The following is a 19643-nucleotide window of genomic DNA, read 5'->3' as shown; positions in this document are numbered from 1 at the left end:
CTGCCTTCGAGTCTGCTACAATAAATTCCGGAACTTATCGCAATAACGCACTGGTACTGCACTGCCTTCCAACGTTGAAAGCGAGATTTTTATTACCGGATGAACGGGGCTCTCAACTTGGCTTCTGCACAACTTGAGCTTGTCTTTTCGGTATCCCCCCACACCCGCTCGTCCCGATCAAACCTGGCGCGATTTGGGTTTATAATATCGCGGGGTTATGTTCACCGAAGTGCTGTTGTATTTTTTTATATAATTGCGGAAAGAGGCTGTGGTGGTCATGATCGACAGCTGTATCCTGCAGGAAGAAACTATGTCGCTATGGATTAATAGTATGGCTTTGCGCAATAATACGGATCTGGCCATTTCCATTTCGGAAGATAATAACAAAGTGGTTTTAGCTAAACCAAAGATTATTGAATTCGAAGTTCTTTACGCATTGTCTTGTGTGAGAAATACGGGGAAATTACTGGTACTGTGGACAGGAAAAACTGGTTAGGGAACCTCTTATAATTTGGTGATACTATGGGTCAAGGCAGGGTTCTACATTTGTTCAATTGGGATAAGAAGTTTTTTTCCCCTTTAGGAATTTGATTAATAAACGTTTTAACGGCTGTCTCCATGAATTTGTTGTCTATGGTGATGTGACAGAAAAGGATGTAACTCCATCTTCCGATATAGTGGTGATGCCTTGTCTTCTTAAAAAAACCGTAGCGTTATCAAAATCGATGTGGCAGGCAGAAAAAATAATTCTTCATGGGTTGTTTAATAGCCATATTTTTTACATTCTTGCCTTTCAACCTTGGTTGCTGAGAAAGTGCAGCTGGGTTATTTGGGGAGGCGATCTTTATATACGTGAAGCCAAAATTAGAGATTGGCGCTGGAAAAAAATGAACTGTTTAGACGTTGGGTCATCCCACGTATAGGTAATTTTATTACCTATGTTCCTGGTGATTTTCGACTAGTTAAAAAATGGTATGGGGCAAAGGGAACGTACAAAGAATGTCTTATGTATCCTAGTAATGTATTTGTGCCGATAGCGTTAACTGATGTTGAAAGAAATATAATTACAGTTATGGTTGGTAACTCAGCTGATCCCAGCAACAATCATAAAGAAATTTTATATCAGCTAACAAGGCTTAAAGATCAAGAATTCAAAGTAGTTTGTCCCTTGTCTTATGGTGATGCTCAGTATGCCGAAGAAATAACCGCAATTGGACGGTGTTTATTTGGCGAGCGATTTATTCCACTCCGTGATTTCATTCCTTATCAAGATTATGTGAAGGTGCTATCTGAAATAGATATAGCAGTTTTTGCTCACCGTCGTCAACAAGGAATGGGGAATATTATAACGCTTTTAGGGTTGGGAAAAAAGTCTATTTGCGGGATGATGTTACATCATGGGATATGCTAAACGGGATCAATGTAAAGGTCTACAAGTATCCAGAAATTAGTTTGTCGCCTATGTCCGAAAGTGATATTGCCAATAATAGACTTTTGGTGAAAAATACTTTTTCTGAACAGCGCCTTATTTATCAATTAGAAAATATTCTTTGACGTTAATTATGCCTTATTATAGTGAAGAAGAGTTACTGGATTTTGGTTTTAAGAGCTTAGGAAAGAATGTTAAAGTAAGTTGTAAAGCTAGTGTTTATGATGCTGAAAAAATTGAAATAGGTGATAACTCAAGAGTAGATGATTTTTGTGTCATATCGGGAGAAGTTAGTATCGGTCGCTATTGTCATGTTACTCCAATGTGTATATTGGCTGGAGGAATGCCGGGTATTAAGATATCAGATTTTTGCACTTTTGCGTATGGCGTCAAGATATTTTCACAATCCGATGACTATAGTGGTGAGACACTTACAAATTCGCTAATTCCTTCTAAATATAAGCGAGAGATTTTCAAATCAGTCTGTATTGAGAAATACGTAATCATTGGTGCGGGGGCTGTAGTGTTTCCTGGAGTCAAAGTAGCAGAGGGTTGTGCCATTGGCGCTATGACTTTGTTGAACAAAAGCACCCAGCCTTGGGGGGTTTATGTTGGGATTCCGGCGCGTAGAGTCAAAGTTAGAAAAAAGATATGCTGAACTTCGGGAAGGAATTTATCGAAGGTGTTTCAGATGATTCCTTTTAATGTTCCTCCTTATACTGGAAACGAAGATCAATATGTTTTAGCCGCAATGCGTAGTAAAAAGATTTCTGGTGATGGAGAGTATAGTAAGCGATGCCAGAAATGGTTTGAGGGTAATCTGAATTGCGCTGCAGCTTTATTGACGCCATCTTGTACACAAGCGCTGGAAATGGCCGCGTTGCTTATTGATATTCAACCGGGCGATGAAGTTATAATGCCTAGCTATACCTTTGTCAGTACAGCAAACGCTTTCGCCTTACGGGGTGCAAAGATCGTTTTTGTGGATATCCGTCCAGATACTATGAATATAGACGAAAGTCTGATTGAGTCTGCAATTACACCCAGAACAAAAGCCATTGTACCGGTGCACTATGCGGGGATTGCTTGTGAGATGGATGCTATCATGGATATCGCGTCTCACTATCGGGTTTTTGTCATCGAAGATGCTGCTCAAGGAATAATGTCAACTTATAAAAACCGTCCCTTAGGCAGTATTGGCCATATGGGAGCTTACAGTTTCCATGAAACCAAGAACTGCACTAGCGGGGGAGGGTGGCTTGTTGATTATCAACGATAAACGCTTTACAAAACAAGCTGAAATCATTCGTGAAAAGGGTACCAATCGCAGTCAGTTCTTCCGTGGTGATGTCGATAAGTATTCTTGGGTTGACTTGGGCAGTAGTTATCTGCCGAGCGAGATTCAGGCCGCTTATCTATGGGGACAATTGGAACGTTTATACGAGATTACTCGAAATAGGTTGGATTCTTGGTCGCGATACCGGCAAGGGCTTTCAATGCTGGAGAAAGAGGGAAAAATTGAACTCCCCTCGAGCCCTAAAGAATGTTGTCAGAACGGACATATGTTTTATTTAAAGGTGCGTGATTTGAAAGAACGTAGTGCTTTGTTAGAGCACTTGAAAACCGACGGCGTGTACGCGGTTTTTCACTATGTTCCGTTACATTCGGCTCCTGCTGGACAGCGTTTTGGGCGCTTTAGTGGTGTTGATATTTATACCACAAGGGAAAGTGATCGTCTTATACGTCTTCCGTTCTGGTATGGTCTTGACGAAAACACAATAGCACACATAATTAAAAGTATTAGAAAGTTTTTCTATTCATGATCAGTCTCAATCACGTTAATCGCCGAGCCCATAACTGGCTGATCTACAATATTGGAGACTGCTCTCTAAAAAAACATATCTCTCTGTATAAAGGTACCCTTTACGACTTGGGTGCAGGTGAGTCACCTTATAAAGAATTTTTTCTGCAACATGCACAACAATATATCGCGGTGGATTGGGTCGATAGCTTTCACGATACAAAGTCCGATATTATCGCTGATCTCAACTGTCCTCTGCCAATTGATTCAGAAGTAGCGGATACCGTGGTCTCGCTCTCAGTGATGGAGCATTTATGCGAGCCGCATATTATGGTCAATGAGGCATATCGTCTTCTGAAAGCCGGAGGTAGCATTGTCTTGCAGGTACCTTGGCAGTGGTGGATACATGAGGCACCTTATGATTTTTACCGTTACACACCCCATGGTCTCAGATATATACTCAAGAGAGCCGGTTTTGTTGATGTGACTATTGAACCTCAGGCTGGTTTTTTTACTATGCTTGCGCTAAAGGTCAACTACTTCAGCCTGCGCTTCATCCGTGGTCCCAAGCTCTTACGCTTGGTCATCAAGGCAGTATTACTTCCTTTTTGGTATTTGGCACAAACAACTGCACCGTTGCTGGATAAACTTGATAAAGACTGGGAGCTCGAGGCACCAGGCTATTTTGTAACTGCGAGAAAACCGTGAGTCTTAAGCACAGAACGTTATCTGCTGTGCGTTGGACGACGACAGCCGCGGTGGTTCGTACTCTGTTGCAGCTTGCTCAGGTTGCGGTATTGGCACGACTGCTGACGCCGGATGACTACGGCTTGATGGCCATGGTTACAGTGGTACTGGGCTTTGCCAGCTTGTTTGCCGATCTGGGAATGAATAGTGCCTATATGCAGCGCCAAGACGTCACTTCTGAGCAACGTTCAAGCCTGTTTTGGTTGAACGTCGGCATGAGTGTCTTACTGGCAGTATTGCTTGTTATGGCCAGCCCGTTTATTGCCGGTTATTTCAATGATAACAGGCTCACACCCTTGTTGATGTTAAGTGCCAGTACCGTTGTAATAGGAGCCTTGGGTCAACAAGTGCGTATGGCAGCTGAAAAAGCGCTCGACTTCCGTCCTGTTATTCAACTTGAGATCGGGGCAGCGCTATTGGGCTTTATCGCAGCGGTAATAACTGCATCTGCTGGGTGGGGCGTATATTCACTGATAGTGGGTAGTATAGTTGGTGCAGCGAGCAGCTCTTCGTTCGCATGGCTATTTCTCGCTCGCGGATGGGCTCCTATGTGGCGCTGCCGCTTCTCTGATGTACGTTCTTACCTTGGTTTTGGTAGCGCGCTGGTAGCCAACAACGTAATCAATCAGATCAATATGAGCATTGATCTTCTGCTGGGTGGTCGTCTGCTTGTCGCAGCTCAATTGGGCTTTTACAGCATGCCACGTAGCTTGGTGCTTCAATTGCAGTTTATGGTTAACCCGATAGTCACTCGTGTCGGATTTCCACTGATCGCACAGGTACAATGCGATCTTCCTATGGTTCGCGCGATCTACCTTAAAACGCTCAACATGACGGCGTCAGTCAACGCCCCTTTATATGTTGGCATCGCGTTCTTTGCGCCAGAACTGATCTTGATCATGCTTGGGGACAAGTGGCTGTCGGCAGTTGATCTGCTGAGGCTGCTGGCAGTATGGGGCTATTTACGCTCTATCGGTAATCTCGTTGGCAGTCTGTTACTAGGCCTGGGTCGTGCCGACCTTTCACTAAAGTGGAACCTTGGCCTGCTCTGTGTGGTACCGCCAGTTCTGTGGGCAGGCTCGCAGTTTGGTTCACTTGGTTTGGCATGGGCGTTGTTGGGCTTATCGGTGACTCTGTTTCTTCCTGGCTGGTTTGTATTGGTCCGACCCTTATGCCACACCAAGCTTTTGGAATATTCAGTTGCTGCTATACGGCCTTTTTGTGTTGCGGCGATAAGTATGGTCCCAGCCTATTGGCTGTTAATGCATTTTGATAATGTTTATTTACGACTGGCTATTGCATTCATTGTATCTACTCCGCTTTATCTGGTGCTTAGCTACTTTGCAAATCGAGGTTGGGTGATAGCGATGGTGAGCCTTGTCCTACCTGGAAAGGTAAAAGTACCTGATTACCCATAGTGCCAAGTCATATTAACCTAGCGGTTAAATGCAGCCGCTATGAAGTATGGTTCATATGAGCTACTTGGCTATGTTCGGTATATATATAGAACCTTCTCCCTAATGATTAAATCTGTCATGAAATTAAACGGTTGGTGAAACTTCGCACAATGCTGACCAACCCAGAGGTACCTGCCCAGGTAATGATACAGATATTTGGTGGCTACACCGTGGATTCGCTGAATCCAACCATTTAGACGCTGTTGATCGCCGTTCACCCCTGGATGTGGAAGGCCGGGCCCTTGACGTGTTCGCCGGAGTTGGCATTGATCACCTGATGCATGATGTAATGCTTGGCCGGCGACCCCTCAAAGGTCAGTTGGCCATTGCCACAGAGCACGATATCCGTGTTTAGCCGGGATAGCAGGCGGCACTCGACATTTTTCGGCGTGAAGTGGTCAAGCACGAAGTCGGCTTCGCCGGCACTACGGTCACGTGCCGTCAGTATTGGCACCCACTTTGCTTCCTTCTTACCGGTGTTGCAGCCTTTATGCGTAGTACACTTGCCGTTTGAAAAGTACTTGTTGCTCTGTACGGAGTTTGGGTGCGTTCGTATTCATTTACATATTTCGGCAGAACGAAATTGTCGTCGGGTTAATAATTAGATTATTAACTATTTGGTATTTTTTATGTTTAGTAAGAGAAAAGAGTTTAATAAACGAGGGATATTTCTTTTATTTGAAGGTCTTCCTCCAACCATTTTTGAGTCTCAGGTAATAAGTCATGTTCGCCAGCTAAATGATTGTGGCTATTCAATCGATATATGGGCTTTTTCAATTACTTCCGAAACATATTTAAATGCAAATAGAGTTATAGATGAATTAAAGGCTAAGTACGAAGTCGAGATTAGATCAATCAGAGGGGTCAGATTTGGAATTCCTTTTTCAAGCTGTTTAAACTCCCTATTGCTGCTGCTACATTTTTACCTCAATGGTAGAAGGCCAAGTTTCATCCATGCGAGAACTGAATATTCTGCTTTTATTGCATCAAGGATTAAATCGATACTTGATTTTAAACTGATATGGGATGCTCGTGGTGACAGTTTAAGTGAATACTCAGTGATTATAAAAGGTGCGAGATTGTCTACACGGTTGCTTTCGCCTCTTAGAATTAGGATGATCAAACATAGGCTTAAGTCTGTTTCAAAGTGTTGTGATAAAGCTATTTTTGTTTCAGACGCTTTGCGTGAGTGTCAAGCGCCAAATATGTCTAGTGAATCTTATATGATTCTTCCATGCTTGGCCGATGAGAGTAAATTCTACTATGATCCGAATTTGAGAGCACAGATTAGAGCCAGGCTAGATTATGGTAATAGCGACATCGTATTGGTCTACGTTGGTTCATCGGCTCCGTGGCAATGTGTTCCAGAAACTCTATCAATGATGGCTTCTGTACTTAGTGGGAATGAGAAGTTCAAAGCGTTGATTGTTACTAGTAATCCTGAATTTTTTTTGTCGCTTATTCCAATGGGTCTTAATTCAAGATTTAATGTGCTTTCTGCTTCGCTGAGTGAAGTTGGAGGTATTCTTAATGCTGCTGATATTGCATTCATGTTAAGAGAAGAAAATACAATCAACTGGGTTGCGTCACCTGTAAAATTTGCTGAATACAGTATGACCGGTCTACACGTTGTTACCGGAAAGGCTATTAAACAAGTTAATGAGTATGGGGCGTTTATAGGGAATATCGTAGATCCTGATGAAGTGTTAGGTTTAAATGAAGATGATGTACTGTTGATGAGCGCACATCGGGAGGAAGTATCCAAGGCCGCCATTAGTGTTTTTTCGAGAAAAAACGCTACCGAGAAATTGATTGATTTCTATAGCTTTTAAATTTTTCTACGTTATATCGAATAATATATGAATATATGTTGTGTTTTAGTCACTTACAACCCTGAAGTTTTTAGTTTCTTATCGGTTCTTGAGAGTATAAGGACGAATGCTCCTTATGTGATTGTTGTTGATAACGGGTCTTTAAACTATATAGATATAGATTATTTTAATGTCTGCGTTATCCGGCTAGATAATAATATTGGAATATCAGCGGCTCAGAATATAGGTATAAGAAAGTCACTAAGTTTAGGTTTTGACTATGTATGGCTTAGCGATCAAGATACGCTTTATCCGCCAGATTATATCGAAAAGATGAATGAATGTATAAATAATTTGGAGGTTTCTAATATAAAGTATGCTGTAGTTGGTCCTGCTTATAGAGATTGTGTTTCCGGTAAGGTTCAGCCATTTATTAAGTTGTCGCCTGGTTATAAAAAGATATATCCAGCTGAGGGCATAAATGTTGTTTCCCAGCTTATATCATCAGGAATGATAATCCCAAGTAGGGTGTTTCATGATGTAGGTTATATGCGGGAAGATTTTTTTATCGATTGGGTTGATTTCGAGTGGTGTTGGCGAAGTTTAGAGAAAGGATATCAAGTAATAGGTTATGGTAGTGTTTATGTTAACCATTACTTAGGTGATAGCTTTGTTAGTTTTTTAGGAAAGGATGTCTCATTGCGTAGTCCATTCAGGCACTACTTTATTTTAAGGAATGCTATATATATTTCAGTTTACTATAAAAATCTATCAGTCATTTTAAGGTTGGAGATTTTTGTTAAGTCACTAATAGGGGTGGTGTTATATACGCTTCTGCCTAGTTGTAATAGGCTAGGTCACTTTAAAGCATCTGTTAATGGTTTTTTTGATGGGTTGCTAGGGCGTATGGGGCCAAAAAGTTGAAGTTTTCTTATAGGGTTTTTATTTCCATAGTGTCTCACGGGCACGAAGACTTGATTGGAGGTTGTTCTGCGATAAGGCATTTGGCAAATAATAAAGATGTGGAAATTGTGATTCGTGACAATAAGGCTTCTATTTTTTTGCGGGAACTTTCGGCTACTTCCTCAATGCACTATTTGGCGGCGTCGTCGCCAATGGGTTTCGGTGCCAACAATAATGCGGTGTTTGAATATTGCAGGTCTAAGCTCGGGATGCAGTCGGGTGACTACTTCTGTTTGCATAACCCGGACCTGATCATAGCGCCTGATGTGCTGCTGGAGGCGGTAAACACGGCGGAACAGCACGCCGCCCGACTGGTGACCATCAACCTGTTCCAGGACAGCGATCTGACCCGGCCTGATTTCAACATCAAGCGTTTCCCGTCGCTGCTGGATTTTGCGCGCGGATTTCTGCTGGGCTCCAATCCCGCCGCCTACGACAAGACGACAATCGACGAACCCACCCAGGTAGACTGGGCCTCCGGAGCCTTCCTGCTGTTCAAAGCCGAGTTGTACCAGCAGCTGCATGGGTTCGATGAACGCTTCTTCATGTATCTGGAGGATGTGGATATCTGCCGCCGGGCCCGTGACCAGTTGGGTGAGCCGGTGCTTTACCTGCCACATCTCAAAGCGGTGCATCTCTGTCGGCAGGCCAACAAGCGACTTTTTTCCCGGCATTTTTATTGGTTTATGGTCAGCATGCTGAAGTATTTTTTGCGCTCAGGCTCCAGGACGGTGAATTGATGAGCCGCAACGTTATTGTGCTAGCCCGGAATATGATTTTGCAGCTCCAGGCGGAGATTACTGTTTGGGCCTCCTGTGATGTCCACTGATCGGGCAACCCTGCTCATAACAGGCAGCACCGGATTTGTCGGTTCAGCCCTATGCGAATGCTTGATCGGGGCGGGTACTGTGCAGCTGATATGCGCTTCGCGCTCTCCGATTACCGATAATCGGGTAGATACCCCGTTATTCGATCTTTGCGATTTACAGCTAAACGCACAGGTACATAGAGCGCTTGAGCAGACCGATATCCTTGTTCACTGCGCCGCCCGCGTGCATGTCATGGACGACGATGCGTCCGACCCGCTCTCAGCCTTTCGGGCGGTGAACACCACGGCGACGCTTGAGCTCGCACGCGCGGCGGCACTGGCCGGAGTTGGGCGCTTTATTTTCCTGAGTTCGATCAAGGTCAACGGCGAATCGACGCTTGCCGGGAAGCCGTTTACAGCCGGAGATGCCTGCGGGCCAACAGACTCTTATGCAATATCCAAATGGGAAGCCGAGCAGGGGCTGCTGGCCTTGGCTAAGAATACCGGCATGGAGGTCGTCATTATCCGACCGCCGCTTGTCTACGGGCCTGGTGTGAAGGCCAACTTCAGAACGCTGCTTGAATGGATCGAGCGCGGCATTCCGTTGCCGTTGGCATCGGTCCAGAACAGGCGCAGTCTGGTGGGGCTGGACAATCTCGTGGATCTGATCGTGACCTGCATCGATCATCCGGCGGCCGCCAATCAGACCTTCCTGGTTTCCGACAATCATGACCTCTCGACGCCAGAGCTGATCACCATTATCAGCGAGGCGATGGGCAAGCGTTCGAGGCTGTTTCCTTTTCCGGTTTCTCTATTGCGCAAAACCGCTGAATTGGCCGGGCGAGGAAGCATGGCTTCCAGGCTTTGTGATTCGTTGCAGGTGGATATCACGCATACGATGGAGACCCTTGGCTGGAAACCTCCATTATCGGTGGAGGAGGGTATCCAGAGGACTGTGGATGATTTTCTGGAGCGGAGTGAAAGGAAGGTATCGACAAGAAGTGGCTTTGGCAAGGAAAAGCTTCGCCGAGGGGGCTCGGCTCCTACAGCCAAAAAGAGCTTCGCCGAGGGGGCTCGGCTCCTACAGGCGAAAAAGAGATTCGCCGAGGGGGCTCGGCTCCTACAGGCAAAAAGAGCTTCGCCGAGGGGGCTCGGCTCCTACAGGCAAAAAGAGCTTCGCCGAGAGGGCTCGGCTCCTACAGGTACAAAGGATGGCGCATCGCGGGAGCCGGGGCGTGGTTGAGGCCGGAGGGATGCTGGGGCTGCTGGCGGGGGCTGCGGTGCTGGCGGCGCTGCTGACCGGGGCATTGCGGCGCTATGCGCTGGCCGGGGGCATGCTGGATGTGCCCAATGCGCGGAGCTCCCATATGCTGCCGACACCGCGCGGCGGCGGGGTCTCGGTGGTGCTGGTGTATCTGGCAGGCCTTTGCCTGCTTTTTTCGCAGGGGTTGATGGCGGACGAGGTACTGATAGGGCTGGTCGGGGCAGGAGTATTGGTGGCGCTGATCGGCTGGGTGGACGACCGGCAGTCGGTGGCGGCGCGCTGGCGGCTGGCGGTACATTTCCTGGCGGCTGGATGGGGGCTGTTCTGGCTGGGTGGGCTGCCGCCAGTGGTGATCTACGCGGTCGAATTCGATCTGGGATGGCTGGGGCACGGGCTGGCGCTGCTGTATCTGGTCTGGCTGCTGAATCTGTACAACTTTATGGATGGCATCGACGGCATTGCCGGAGTAGAGGCAGTTACCGTTGCGCTCGGGGGCTGTCTGCTTGCCGTGATGGCCGGCGCAGGTGTCGAAGCCTGGTGGCCGATGTTGTTACTGGCGGCCGGGGTGGCGGGTTTTCTGGTCTGGAACTGGCCACCGGCGCGGATTTTCATGGGCGATGCCGGCAGTGGTTTTATCGGCCTGATGCTGGGTCTGCTGTCGATCCAGGCCGCGTATCAGTCGTTCGAGCTGCTGGCCGGCTGGCTGGTATTACTGGCGGTGTTCGTCACCGATGCGACGCTGACGCTGATCAGGCGTCTGCTTCGGGGGATGCCGCTGGCGGAAGCGCATCGAAGCCACGGTTATCAGTATGCGGCGCGACGCCTGGGCAGCCACCGGGGGTGACCCTGGCGGTGGTTGGGATCAATCTGCTCTGGCTGCTGCCGATCGCTTCGCTGATGGTGGCGGGCGTGGTGGCAACGTTGCCGGGCATTGCGCTGGCCTATGCGCCACTCGTCGGGCTGGCGTGGTGGCTGAAGTCCGGGGCGGCGGAGCTGCAGGAGGTTTGAGGGCGGTGCGCTTCGCTTACCGGCACCCTACGTTTAGCAGCGCCCTTCGGGCCGACCGGGGACGGCCAAGCGGCGGAGATTCGAGGTAGAAGTCAGGTGTTACGGGTCAGGTGGTGTGGAGGTGGCGCTTTTCGCTTCGTTCCTCGATTTATAGACCGCAGCGTCAAAGCTCAAAGAAATGTCTCATCGGCTCCATCTGTTGATGGAGTATCCTGACGATAAAAATATCGTGCTCACGGCGTCGGTAAAAAATGGCGTGTCGTTGGTGATCGTGACGGCGAACCCCATCTGCAATCTCCCGACACTCCTGCCCCATAAGCGGAGAACTGGACAGGAGACGAAAGGTGCTCTCCAGATCATCGGTGTAAACATCGGCCTGGCGAGCACCGAAGTTAAGCAAGGTATATTCGTAGATAGCCGCGAAATCCTCTGCCGCACGATTGGAAAGCTTATACATCGTGTTTCTGTTTCACCTGAGCGGCAATGTCGCGCAGTGACAAGTCGCTTTCCCCACTTCGATCTCCAGCTTCTACAGCGCTTCTCAGAGCTGCCGTTTGATTTTCCTGGCGTTCGAGCAACCGCAGGGCGGAACGCACGACCTCACTGGTTGAGCCGTAGCGCCCTGACTCGATCAATTTCCGTACAAAGTCGTCCAGTTGTGCACCAATAGTGACGCTCGTTGTTCTGGGCATGGAATGGCCTCGTGTGTTAGTAATTAACACAAGTGTAGCATTCTTGGGGAGCGGGCCAAAGGAGTCATCGGTGGTGATTGCAGGGGGAGGTGGGAACGGCACGATTCGCTGAAATTTGCTCCTGCAATTTCAATCTTTCCTCGGGGTGGCCTTCCACCATCCATGGAGGCCAAAGTGTCCGGCAATTGCGATGGCTTGCCAAAAGTTGCGCCAACTATGCGCTAAATCGCGCCACTAAAGTGGCGCGATTACGTAAACTGCGCCAGAATTGCGCCATTCATAGCGAAACGGCGCCAGTTGATGTCATCGATTAGCCATTTACTTGAATCGATCCGGGATGCAGACGACGGTCTGTCTCTGAGCGAGTTGTTGGCGCGTCATCCCGATATCGCCCGCCGGACCGCACAACGCTGGCTCCGCCGGTTGATCGATGATGGGCGCATCGAGGCTGTCGGCGAGGGACGTGCCCGGCGATATCGCGTCGCAATCCAGATTCCTGCGATTGGCGGCGGGGAGGCCGGGAAGCGTTATCCGGACTATATTCCACTTTCTGCCGACAGTCAGGATATTCTTGCCTATATCGATCAGCCGGTCGAAGCGCGTAAGCCGGTTGGCTATCAGCGAGAGTTTCTCGAGTCCTATCAGCCCAACCGGACTTGGTATCTGTCCGCGCCATTGCGCCGGCAGTTGTGGAATATGGGGGATACCCGGCAGACGGAATTGCCGGCCGGTACCTATGGCCGGGCCATCCTCAACCGGCTGTTGATCGATCTGTCCTGGGCATCCAGTCAGTTGGAGGGGAACACCTATTCACGGCTCGATACCCGCCGGCTTATCGAGAGTGGCAGGGCTGCCCGGGGCAAGGCCGCGATGGAAACTCAGATGATCCTGAACCACAAATCGGCGATCGAGCTGCTGGTCGAAAATGCGGATTCCGTGGAGTTCAACCGCTTCACCGTACTGAATCTGCATAGCGCCTTGTCGGAAAACCTGTTGCCCAACCCCGCGGACGAAGGCAGAATTCGTCAGCATGCCGTGGAGATTGGCAAGAGTGTTTTTCGACCGCTTGCCGTGCCTGCGATGATCGAGGAGCTGCTGGATCTGGTACTGGCCAAGGCACGCCAGATCGAAGATCCTTTCGAACAGTCGTTTTTCGTGCTGGTGCATCTGCCTTATCTGCAGCCCTTCGCTGATGTGAACAAGCGAACCTCCCGGCTGGCAGCCAACCTGCCGCTGATCGAGGCCAATTTATGTCCGCTGACGTTTCTCGATGTTTCGGAACAAGCCTATAGCCGCGCCATGCTGGGGGTGTACGAACTGACGCGCATCGAACTGCTGCGCGATCTGTATGTCTGGGCTTATGAAAGATCCACTCAGGAGTATCTGGCGATCAAACAGGATCTGGCCGAACCGGATCCGCTGCGATTGGCCTATCGCGATCTCATCAAACAAACCATTCATGCGGTGGTGGTTCAGTACACCGAAGATCCGTTGACCCTGATCGGGCAAGCGCTCGAGAAGCAGGTGCCAGACGCCGACCGGGACAATGTGCGCGCCCTGATCATCGACGAACTGCGCCGGCTGCATGAGGGGGTGCTGGCACGCTATGGCTTACGCCCGTCAGAATATCGGCAGTGGCAGTCCCGGCGAGCCGGGATTTGATTGGGAAAGGTGCACTGGCAACCCGTAACCCGTAACCCGTAACCCGTATACTGGCAACTGCTCCTGCGTTGCCAGCACACACGCCACCCCTGGCGTTGACCCGTAACCCCCTTTCATCCCTCCCAGCTTTACGCCAGCCGACCCGGGCCGGTATTCTTTCGTGCTTACAGACTATCAAGAAAAAGGTGATCAGTGACCGAGTTCGAGCCCGAAGAAGGCCCGCTGTTGCTCGAAGAGCTGTTGCAGGATGCTGCGCGGCAGATTTTCGAGCACGAGAATTTCGAGCGTTTCAGCCGCTGGCTGCGGGATAACTTCGATCATTACGTGACCTTCGAGCTGCTGGGCGAGTCGCCGTTCGACGAGGGTTTTTCGCCCGAGGGGCTGCAGCTGCTGGCCGGTCACCTGGCACGGGAGATCTGGAAGTACATGCCGCTGCCCGGCAACCGCTTCCGCCCCAGGCCACTGCCCAAGCTCAAGCCCAACGATCCCTGTCCCTGCGGGTCGGGGATGAAGTACAAGCAGTGCTGCGAGCGCCTGCCGTCGGATCTGGCACTGCCGCTCAACGCCGGCGTAATCTGGGTGACCGCGATTCCGGCGCTGCAGGAGCTAGGGTTGCTGGAGCAGGCGATTGCCAGTCACCAGGTGCCGTTCGAAGGCCTGATCGAGGTTGCGGTCGGTCATTTCGAAGAGGCACAGTACCGCAAGGCCGCCGCACTGCTGGAGCCGATGCTGACCGTTGCCCAGGCGCCGAAGTCGACCCTGCTGCACGACTATGCGCTGAACCTGCTGTGCAACTGTTACGACGCCCTGGGGTTCAACCGCAAGAAGCGCCGGCTCCTCGATACCATCGTGCAGCAGGCGCCGCGTTCGGAATTGCGTGGCGCTGCCTGGCAGCGCCTCGCCACGGTGCTGGCGGACGAGGGCGATCACGAAGCCGCCTGGCAGGCGTTCAAGCATGCGCAGCGCGATACGCCCCACAGCGAAAGCCTCGGTGTGCTGGAAGTGCAGCTGCTGGTGAGTCAGGGGCGCCTGGACGAGGTGGCGCCCCGGGCCGATTTCTGGCGTCGCCGGTTGCTGAAGTCCGGGCTGTTGCCGGAAGATCCCAATATCCGGATGCTGGAGGGGTTTGCCGACAATCCGCTCGAGATGATGCTGGGCATGACCGGTTCCGACGACCTGCTCGAGCTGCTCGACTGGATGGCGTCTATGCAGGCCCGGCCGGTCACCCCCTACGGCTACCAGGGTATGATGGCTGAAGACGACGAGCCTCCGGGCGGTGTGCTGCTTGCGCCGACGTCGCTGAAGAAGGTTGCGGCTGCCTGGCGTAGGGTCTGTCCGCTGGACAAGCCGTTCGGTACCGGCCCTGTGCCGGTGCCGGAGCAGGATGTCTGGGCACCGGAGGCGTTCGAGCGCTGGATGAAGGTGCTGCGGCGCTACCCCGAGGCCTGGGACGACCTGGATATATTGGATGACCTGGCGGCGCTGTTGATGGATGATCAGCTCTGGGGCGACCCGGCGGTGCAGCAGTTGCTCGAAAAGGTGCTGTTGCGTGCCCGCAATATCGTCGCACAGTCGGTGCCGGAAGGCGCCGGCCTGCCCTGGGGGCAACGGAGAACCGGCCCGCCCTGCGCAGCCTGGAGCGCCTGGCCTACCTGTTCAAGGACACCGGGCGTGCAGCGCGGGCGGAGCAGGTCGTCGAATGGCTGTTGCAGCTCAATCCCAGCGATAACCACGGTTTTCGCTGGATGCTGATCAACGACTATCTGCAGACGGACCGAAACTCGGAAGCGCTGGCGCTGGCACGGCGCTATGGCGATGATATCGGCGTCGAGACGCGCTTCGGTGCCGTGCTGGCGCTGTACCGGCTGGGCGATCTGCCGGGCGCTGCACAGACGCTGGCGGACGCGCTGGAAGCGTTTCCGGAGGTCGTGCGTTACCTGACGCTCAAGCGCATCCGCAAGCCGGAGATGCGGGAAGGTTTTTTCAGGCCCGGCGGCGAGGACCAGGCCTGGCTCTACCGCGAGGCCATGCGCGAAACCTGGGCGCAAACCGAAGGCGCGCTGGAGTGGCTGAAGAAAACGGCGAAGCAGCAAAAGCGGTGACGGATATTTGGGACGGTCGGATGTGGGGCGCTGTTGACCGTAGGGTGCCGGTAAGCGAAGCGCACCGCACCGTATTCCGAGGCAAGCGGTGCGGTTCGCGTTGCTCACCAGCACCCTACAATGTCTGGTAACTCGTAGCGCATAATGCGTCACCGGAAAAAGGACTGATCAATGCTCAATGCGGTGCTGGCGCTGTCGCGCAACCGGAAGCGGGCGGTGTTTCTCGGCTTTGACGTGCTGGCGCTGGCGCTGACCTGCTGGATGAGCTTCGCGCTGCGTTACGGCGAGTGGGATGCTCAGGGGTTCATGCACTGGCCTGCGTACCTGGTCGCGCCACTGGTGGCGGTGCCGGTATTCGTGCGGCTCGGGCTGTACCGGGCGGTGACGCGCTATATCGGGCCGCATGCGCTCTGGACGGTACTCAAGGCCGTGACGCTGTTCGTGCTGATCTGGGCGACGCTGACCTACTTTATCGGCTTCGAGCAGCGCATCCCCCGGTCGGTGATACCGATCTTCTGGTTCATTGCCCTGGTGGTGATCGGCGGCAGCCGTCTGCTGGCCCGCTGGCTGCTGCTGCAGCAGTTTCCCGGCGGCCTGCAGCGGCTCGCCCGCAGCGACAGGGTGATCATCTACGGTGCCGGGTCCGCCGGCCGCCAGCTGGCCACCGCACTGGAAAGCGCCAGCGATCTCAGTGCGGTGGCCTTTGTCGACGACAACCCGGCACTGGTGGGGCTCGAAGTGCACGGGCTCCTGATCTACCCGCCGGATCGCCTCGAGTGGCTGATCGACCGCTTCGAGGTCTCCGAGGTGCTGCTGGCAATGCCGTCGGCCAGTCGCACCCGGCGCCGCGAGCTGCTGGCGATGCTGGAAAAGCTCCCGATCAAGGTGCTGACGCTGCCGGGGCTGTCCGATATCGCCAGCGGCCGGGTCAATATCAGCGATATCCGCGAGATCGAGATCGCCGATGTGCTCGGGCGCGAGGAGGTGGCGCCCTATCCGCAGCTGATGGCCGAGAATATTCGCGGGCAACAGGTGATGGTCACCGGCGCCGGCGGCTCGATCGGTTCCGAGCTGTGCCGGCAGATACTGACGCAGCAGCCCGGGCAGCTGGTGCTGTTCGACAGCTCCGAATACGGGCTCTACCGCATCGAGCAGGAGCTGCTGCCGCTTTGCGTACAATGGGGCGTCGAGCTGACGGCGGTGCTGGGGTCGGTCACGGAGCCGGCATTGCTGGAGCGTACCCTCAGGCATTACCGGGTCGAAACCCTGTACCATGCCGCCGCCTACAAGCATGTGCCCATTGTCGAACGCAACATGGTGGTCGGCGTGCGCAACAACCTGCTCGGCACCCTGGCGATCGCGCAGGCCGCGGTAGCGGCGGACGTGCGCAATTTCGTGCTCATATCGTCCGACAAGGCGGTGCGTCCGACCAATGTGATGGGGGCCACCAAGCGCTGCGCCGAGCTGGTGCTGCAGGCGCTGGCGGGGGCCCGGTCACCGGACGCGCTTTGCCATCGTGCGTTTCGGCAATGTGCTGGGCTCGTCGGGCTCAGTGATTCCGCTGTTTCGCCGGCAGATTGTCAATGGCGGGCCGGTCACTGTCACCCACCCGGAAATGACGCGCTATTTCATGACGATTCCGGAGGCGGCGGCGCTGGTGATCCAGGCCGGCGCCATGGCCGAATCCGGCGATGTCTTCGTGCTCGACATGGGGCCGCCGGTGAAAATCCGCGAAATGGCCGAGCAGATGATCCGGCTTGCCGGTTTTTCGGTACGGGACGAGGCCCATCCGGACGGCGATATCGGCATCCGCTACACGGGGCTTCGCGACGGCGAAAAGCTCTACGAGGAACTGCTGATCGGCGACAATGTCGCCGGCACATCCCATCCGATGATCATGAAGGCCAGCGAGGAGAGCTTGCCCTTCGTCCGGCTGCAGCCGCTGCTGCAACGGATCGAAGCCTGCTGCGACAGTTACGACTGCAACGGTCTGCGCGAGCTGCTGCTGCAGCTGGTCAGCGGCTATCAGCCGCAGCACGAGATCCGGGATCCGCTGCACCGATCCAGCCGGGTGCATTGATAATCGCGTAACCCGTAACCCGTAACCCGTAACCCGTAACCAAACGATATGACTCTGATTCTGACACCCTGGAAAAAGCGGTCGCCTCGCTGGCGTTGGCACTGAAGCAACCCAAGGATGAGTTTATCCGCGATGCGGTGATTCAGCGCTTCGAATATACCTATGAGCTCTGCTGGAAGATGGTGCGTCGTCAGCTCATCGAAGACCAGGGGGAGGCCTCGGTGGTGATGTTGTCGAGACGCGAGCTGTTTCGCATGGCCGCCGAATATGGCTTGATCGATAATCCCCAGAACTGGATTACCTATCATCGGGCGCGCAACGAAACGTCGCATATTTACGACGAGAGCAAGGCGGAAGAGGTCTACCGGGTCGCGGTGAGCTTTCTGCCCGATGCCGAAAAGCTCAAGGAAGAGCTGGTACAGCGAAATGCGGACTGAAGTGTCTGAACCGGAGCGGCGGCTGGTGATGAGGCTGCTGTCCGAGGCGCTGGGGCCGGATGTTGTGGTGTTCGCCTTTGGTTCGCGTGCGAGGGGCGAGGCACGAACCGGTTCGGATCTGGATCTGCTGCTCCACGCTGATTCGCCGCTCGATTTTGGGGCGCTGGCCGAAGCGGGGGAGTCTCTCGCCGAATCCGACCTTCCGTTTAAGGTAGACCTCCTGGACGATGCCCGAATATCGGACGAGTTCAGGCAGCGCATAGCCCAGGATCTGGTCAAGTGGGGCACTACCGCTGTAGACGGTGCGTAACGCGTCACCCCGCATTGGCATATCCCCCGCCGGCAGCTACCTTTCCTTCAGACGCCATGGATCCGGCGTCGTAACGAAACTTCAGGGAGGAAGTCTCATGTCCTGTTCCCGTGATTCCCTCATGCTTGTGCTGGGCGTGCTGTCCGCAGCGGCGCCGCTGGCCGAGGTCGTGGCCGCGCCGGTGCCGTTGATGCTGGCGCAGGAATACCGCGGCGATATCGAGATTGGCGACTACTGGGCGAGCGAGAAACTCGACGGTGTCAGGGCCTGGTGGGACGGTAAGCGCTTGCTTACGCGTGGCGGTTATGCCGTTTCCGTGCCGGATGCTTTCACGCACGGCTGGCCCGATCAGCCGCTGGATGGCGAACTCTGGCTTGGCCGGGGCCGTTTTGCGGAGGTCTCGGCCCTGGCCCGGGCATACGAGCCTGATGCGCGGGCCTGGCGCGAGGTGCGCTTTATGGTGTTCGACCTGCCGGCTTTTCCGGGTAGTTTCGGGCGGCGTCAGGCCGAGCTGCGGCGGCGCCTGGAAAACCATGCCAACACCCGGTTGCAGATCGTCGAGCAAGTCCGACCGGGAAGCCGGGAGGAGCTGGAGCTGATGCTCGACCGGATCGTGGCGGCGGGCGGCGAAGGCGTGATGCTGCATCGGGATGCCGCGCTTTATCGCGCCGGCCGCAGCGACGAACTGCTCAAGTACAAGCGTCACCAGGATGCCGAAGCCATCGTGATCGGTTATCTGCCGGGGGAGGGCAAGTACAACGGCCTGGTCGGCGCCCTGCTGGTGGAGGACGACAGCGGCCGGCGTTTCCGCCTGGGCAGCGGCCTCGACGATGCCGACCGGGAAGCCCCGCCGCCGTTGGGGGCGCGTGTCACTTATCGCTACAACGGCCTGACCGTCAACGGGCTGCCGCGGTTTGCGCGTTACCTGCGGATCAGGAGTGACTGAGAGAGGTTCTTGAATGTAGGGTGCTGGTAAGCGGAGCGCACCGCACCGATTGCCTCGGAATACGGTGCGGTGCGCTCCGCTTCCCCGGTAATTGCTCCTGCATTCCCGGGGTTTTCACCGTCCCTG

Annotated in this window: 23 protein-coding genes and 2 pseudogenes; 22 read left to right on the top strand and 3 right to left on the bottom strand. The window is 53.2% G+C overall.

The features are described from left to right. Window positions 1-271: 271 nt before the first annotated feature. The 8 genes from ACFQDL_RS06225 to ACFQDL_RS06190 all read left to right on the top strand — a co-directional run bounded on the left by ACFQDL_RS06225 (window position 272) and on the right by ACFQDL_RS06190 (window position 5395). A complete protein-coding gene (locus tag ACFQDL_RS06225; protein WP_379908263.1) occupies window positions 272-496 on the top strand; it encodes a hypothetical protein in 225 nt (74 codons plus the stop codon). 145 nt (window positions 497-641) lie between these two features. Next, window positions 642-923 carry a hypothetical protein gene (locus tag ACFQDL_RS06220; protein ID WP_379912919.1) on the top strand — a complete coding sequence of 94 codons (282 nt, stop codon included), beginning with the start codon at window positions 642-644 and terminating at the stop codon, window positions 921-923. Next, entirely contained in the window at window positions 872-1411 is a 540-nt protein-coding gene (locus ACFQDL_RS06215; RefSeq protein ID WP_379908262.1) for a TDP-N-acetylfucosamine:lipid II N-acetylfucosaminyltransferase family protein, read from the top strand. Before ACFQDL_RS06220 ends, ACFQDL_RS06215 begins: the two co-directional genes overlap by 52 nt. Window positions 1412-1550: 139 nt before the next feature. Beyond that, window positions 1551-2087 carry an acyltransferase gene (locus ACFQDL_RS06210; RefSeq protein ID WP_379908261.1) on the top strand — a complete coding sequence of 179 codons (537 nt, stop codon included), beginning with the start codon at window positions 1551-1553 and terminating at the stop codon, window positions 2085-2087. Window positions 2088-2120: 33 nt separating this feature from the next. Beyond that, entirely contained in the window at window positions 2121-2708 is a 588-nt protein-coding gene (locus tag ACFQDL_RS06205; RefSeq protein ID WP_379912917.1) for an aminotransferase class I/II-fold pyridoxal phosphate-dependent enzyme, read from the top strand. Then, complete coding sequence (locus ACFQDL_RS06200; RefSeq protein WP_379908260.1) at window positions 2689-3252, top strand: DegT/DnrJ/EryC1/StrS family aminotransferase; 564 nt, start codon at window positions 2689-2691, stop codon at window positions 3250-3252. Before ACFQDL_RS06205 ends, ACFQDL_RS06200 begins: the two co-directional genes overlap by 20 nt. Then, window positions 3249-3938 carry a class I SAM-dependent methyltransferase gene (locus ACFQDL_RS06195; RefSeq protein ID WP_379908259.1) on the top strand — a complete coding sequence of 230 codons (690 nt, stop codon included), beginning with the start codon at window positions 3249-3251 and terminating at the stop codon, window positions 3936-3938. The genes ACFQDL_RS06200 and ACFQDL_RS06195 overlap by 4 nt, the downstream gene beginning before the upstream one ends. Then, window positions 3935-5395: an MOP flippase family protein gene (locus tag ACFQDL_RS06190; protein ID WP_379908258.1), complete on the top strand. Its 1461-nt coding sequence runs from the start codon at window positions 3935-3937 to the stop codon at window positions 5393-5395. Before ACFQDL_RS06195 ends, ACFQDL_RS06190 begins: the two co-directional genes overlap by 4 nt. Before the next feature lie 175 nt (window positions 5396-5570). On the opposite strand, the pseudogene ACFQDL_RS06185 reads toward ACFQDL_RS06190, so the two are convergent. Beyond that, window positions 5571-5669, bottom strand: a pseudogene (locus ACFQDL_RS06185) (IS1595 family transposase); the annotation flags it as partial. A gap of 394 nt (window positions 5670-6063) precedes the next feature. Here ACFQDL_RS06185 and ACFQDL_RS06180 point away from each other — a divergent pair. The 6 genes from ACFQDL_RS06180 (at window position 6064) to ACFQDL_RS06155 (ending at window position 11288) form a co-directional block, all read left to right on the top strand. Then, window positions 6064-7266: a glycosyltransferase family protein gene (locus ACFQDL_RS06180; protein ID WP_379908257.1), complete on the top strand. Its 1203-nt coding sequence runs from the start codon at window positions 6064-6066 to the stop codon at window positions 7264-7266. Window positions 7267-7293: 27 nt separating this feature from the next. After that, window positions 7294-8169, top strand: a complete 876-nt coding sequence (locus ACFQDL_RS06175; protein ID WP_379908256.1) for a glycosyltransferase family 2 protein — start codon at window positions 7294-7296, stop codon at window positions 8167-8169. 80 nt (window positions 8170-8249) lie between these two features. Beyond that, on the top strand, window positions 8250-8948 hold the full coding sequence (locus ACFQDL_RS06170; protein WP_379908255.1) for a glycosyltransferase: 699 nt from the start codon (window positions 8250-8252) through the stop codon (window positions 8946-8948). A gap of 78 nt (window positions 8949-9026) precedes the next feature. Next, window positions 9027-10259, top strand: coding sequence for a UDP-glucose 4-epimerase family protein (locus tag ACFQDL_RS06165; RefSeq protein ID WP_379908254.1), 1233 nt, complete (start codon window positions 9027-9029; stop codon window positions 10257-10259). Beyond that, the gene (locus ACFQDL_RS06160) at window positions 10252-11124 is read left to right on the top strand and encodes an MraY family glycosyltransferase (RefSeq protein ID WP_379908253.1); all 873 of its coding nucleotides are present in this window, start codon (window positions 10252-10254) and stop codon (window positions 11122-11124) included. The genes ACFQDL_RS06165 and ACFQDL_RS06160 overlap by 8 nt, the downstream gene beginning before the upstream one ends. An 8-nt stretch (window positions 11125-11132) precedes the next feature. Then, complete coding sequence (locus tag ACFQDL_RS06155; protein WP_379908252.1) at window positions 11133-11288, top strand: hypothetical protein; 156 nt, start codon at window positions 11133-11135, stop codon at window positions 11286-11288. A gap of 163 nt (window positions 11289-11451) precedes the next feature. On the opposite strand, the gene ACFQDL_RS06150 is transcribed toward ACFQDL_RS06155, so the two are convergent. Next, window positions 11452-11745: a type II toxin-antitoxin system RelE/ParE family toxin gene (locus ACFQDL_RS06150; RefSeq protein ID WP_379908251.1), complete on the bottom strand. Its 294-nt coding sequence runs from the start codon at window positions 11743-11745 to the stop codon at window positions 11452-11454. Next, complete coding sequence (locus ACFQDL_RS06145; protein ID WP_379908250.1) at window positions 11738-11980, bottom strand: type II toxin-antitoxin system ParD family antitoxin; 243 nt, start codon at window positions 11978-11980, stop codon at window positions 11738-11740. The genes ACFQDL_RS06150 and ACFQDL_RS06145 overlap by 8 nt, the downstream gene beginning before the upstream one ends. A gap of 300 nt (window positions 11981-12280) precedes the next feature. Between ACFQDL_RS06145 and ACFQDL_RS06140 the strand changes: the two genes are divergently transcribed. The 8 genes and pseudogenes from ACFQDL_RS06140 (at window position 12281) to ACFQDL_RS06105 (ending at window position 19517) form a co-directional block, all read left to right on the top strand. After that, window positions 12281-13642 (top strand): Fic family protein, encoded by a 1362-nt coding sequence (locus tag ACFQDL_RS06140; RefSeq protein ID WP_379908249.1) that lies wholly within the window; start codon window positions 12281-12283, stop codon window positions 13640-13642. A gap of 192 nt (window positions 13643-13834) precedes the next feature. Beyond that, window positions 13835-15394, top strand: a complete 1560-nt coding sequence (locus tag ACFQDL_RS06135) for an SEC-C metal-binding domain-containing protein (RefSeq protein WP_379908248.1) — start codon at window positions 13835-13837, stop codon at window positions 15392-15394. Then, the gene (locus ACFQDL_RS06130; RefSeq protein ID WP_379908247.1) at window positions 15388-15744 is read left to right on the top strand and encodes a hypothetical protein; all 357 of its coding nucleotides are present in this window, start codon (window positions 15388-15390) and stop codon (window positions 15742-15744) included. Before ACFQDL_RS06135 ends, ACFQDL_RS06130 begins: the two co-directional genes overlap by 7 nt. Window positions 15745-15915: 171 nt before the next feature. Further along, window positions 15916-17178, top strand: a pseudogene (locus ACFQDL_RS06125) (polysaccharide biosynthesis protein); the annotation flags it as partial. Between the two features lie 82 nt (window positions 17179-17260). Further along, entirely contained in the window at window positions 17261-17824 is a 564-nt protein-coding gene (locus tag ACFQDL_RS06120) for a polysaccharide biosynthesis protein (RefSeq protein ID WP_379912915.1), read from the top strand. 68 nt (window positions 17825-17892) lie between these two features. Continuing rightward, a complete protein-coding gene (locus ACFQDL_RS06115; protein ID WP_379912913.1) occupies window positions 17893-18261 on the top strand; it encodes a nucleotidyltransferase substrate binding protein in 369 nt (122 codons plus the stop codon). A 28-nt stretch (window positions 18262-18289) separates the two neighbouring features. Further along, window positions 18290-18571 (top strand): nucleotidyltransferase family protein, encoded by a 282-nt coding sequence (locus tag ACFQDL_RS06110; protein WP_379912911.1) that lies wholly within the window; start codon window positions 18290-18292, stop codon window positions 18569-18571. Window positions 18572-18668: 97 nt separating this feature from the next. Then, window positions 18669-19517, top strand: a complete 849-nt coding sequence (locus ACFQDL_RS06105; RefSeq protein ID WP_379908246.1) for a DNA ligase — start codon at window positions 18669-18671, stop codon at window positions 19515-19517. Window positions 19518-19643: the final 126 nt, after the last annotated feature.

It is taken from the genome of Marinobacterium aestuariivivens (assembly GCF_042661465.1).
GTDB classification, from domain to species: Bacteria; Pseudomonadota; Gammaproteobacteria; order Pseudomonadales; family Balneatricaceae; genus Marinobacterium_A; species Marinobacterium_A aestuariivivens.
The sequence above is the reverse complement of the archived record's forward strand: the minus strand, read 5'-3'. Positions and strand labels throughout refer to the sequence as shown.

Bases quoted from the DNA above. Each gene is read 5' to 3' on its own strand.
- ACFQDL_RS06205 (WP_379912917.1), top strand. From the start codon at position 2,121: ATGATTCCTTTTAATGTTCCTCCTTATACTGGAAACGAAGATCAATAT.
- ACFQDL_RS06195 (WP_379908259.1), top strand. From the start codon at position 3,249: ATGATCAGTCTCAATCACGTTAATCGCCGAGCCCATAACTGGCTGATC.
- ACFQDL_RS06180 (WP_379908257.1), top strand. From the start codon at position 6,064: ATGTTTAGTAAGAGAAAAGAGTTTAATAAACGAGGGATATTTCTTTTA.
- ACFQDL_RS06175 (WP_379908256.1), top strand. From the start codon at position 7,294: ATGAATATATGTTGTGTTTTAGTCACTTACAACCCTGAAGTTTTTAGT.
- ACFQDL_RS06165 (WP_379908254.1), top strand. From the start codon at position 9,027: ATGTCCACTGATCGGGCAACCCTGCTCATAACAGGCAGCACCGGATTT.
- ACFQDL_RS06150 (WP_379908251.1), bottom strand. From the start codon at position 11,745: ATGTATAAGCTTTCCAATCGTGCGGCAGAGGATTTCGCGGCTATCTAC.
- ACFQDL_RS06145 (WP_379908250.1), bottom strand. From the start codon at position 11,980: ATGCCCAGAACAACGAGCGTCACTATTGGTGCACAACTGGACGACTTT.
- ACFQDL_RS06140 (WP_379908249.1), top strand. From the start codon at position 12,281: ATGTCATCGATTAGCCATTTACTTGAATCGATCCGGGATGCAGACGAC.
- ACFQDL_RS06130 (WP_379908247.1), top strand. From the start codon at position 15,388: ATGCTGATCAACGACTATCTGCAGACGGACCGAAACTCGGAAGCGCTG.
- ACFQDL_RS06110 (WP_379912911.1), top strand. From the start codon at position 18,290: ATGAGGCTGCTGTCCGAGGCGCTGGGGCCGGATGTTGTGGTGTTCGCC.
- ACFQDL_RS06105 (WP_379908246.1), top strand. From the start codon at position 18,669: ATGTCCTGTTCCCGTGATTCCCTCATGCTTGTGCTGGGCGTGCTGTCC.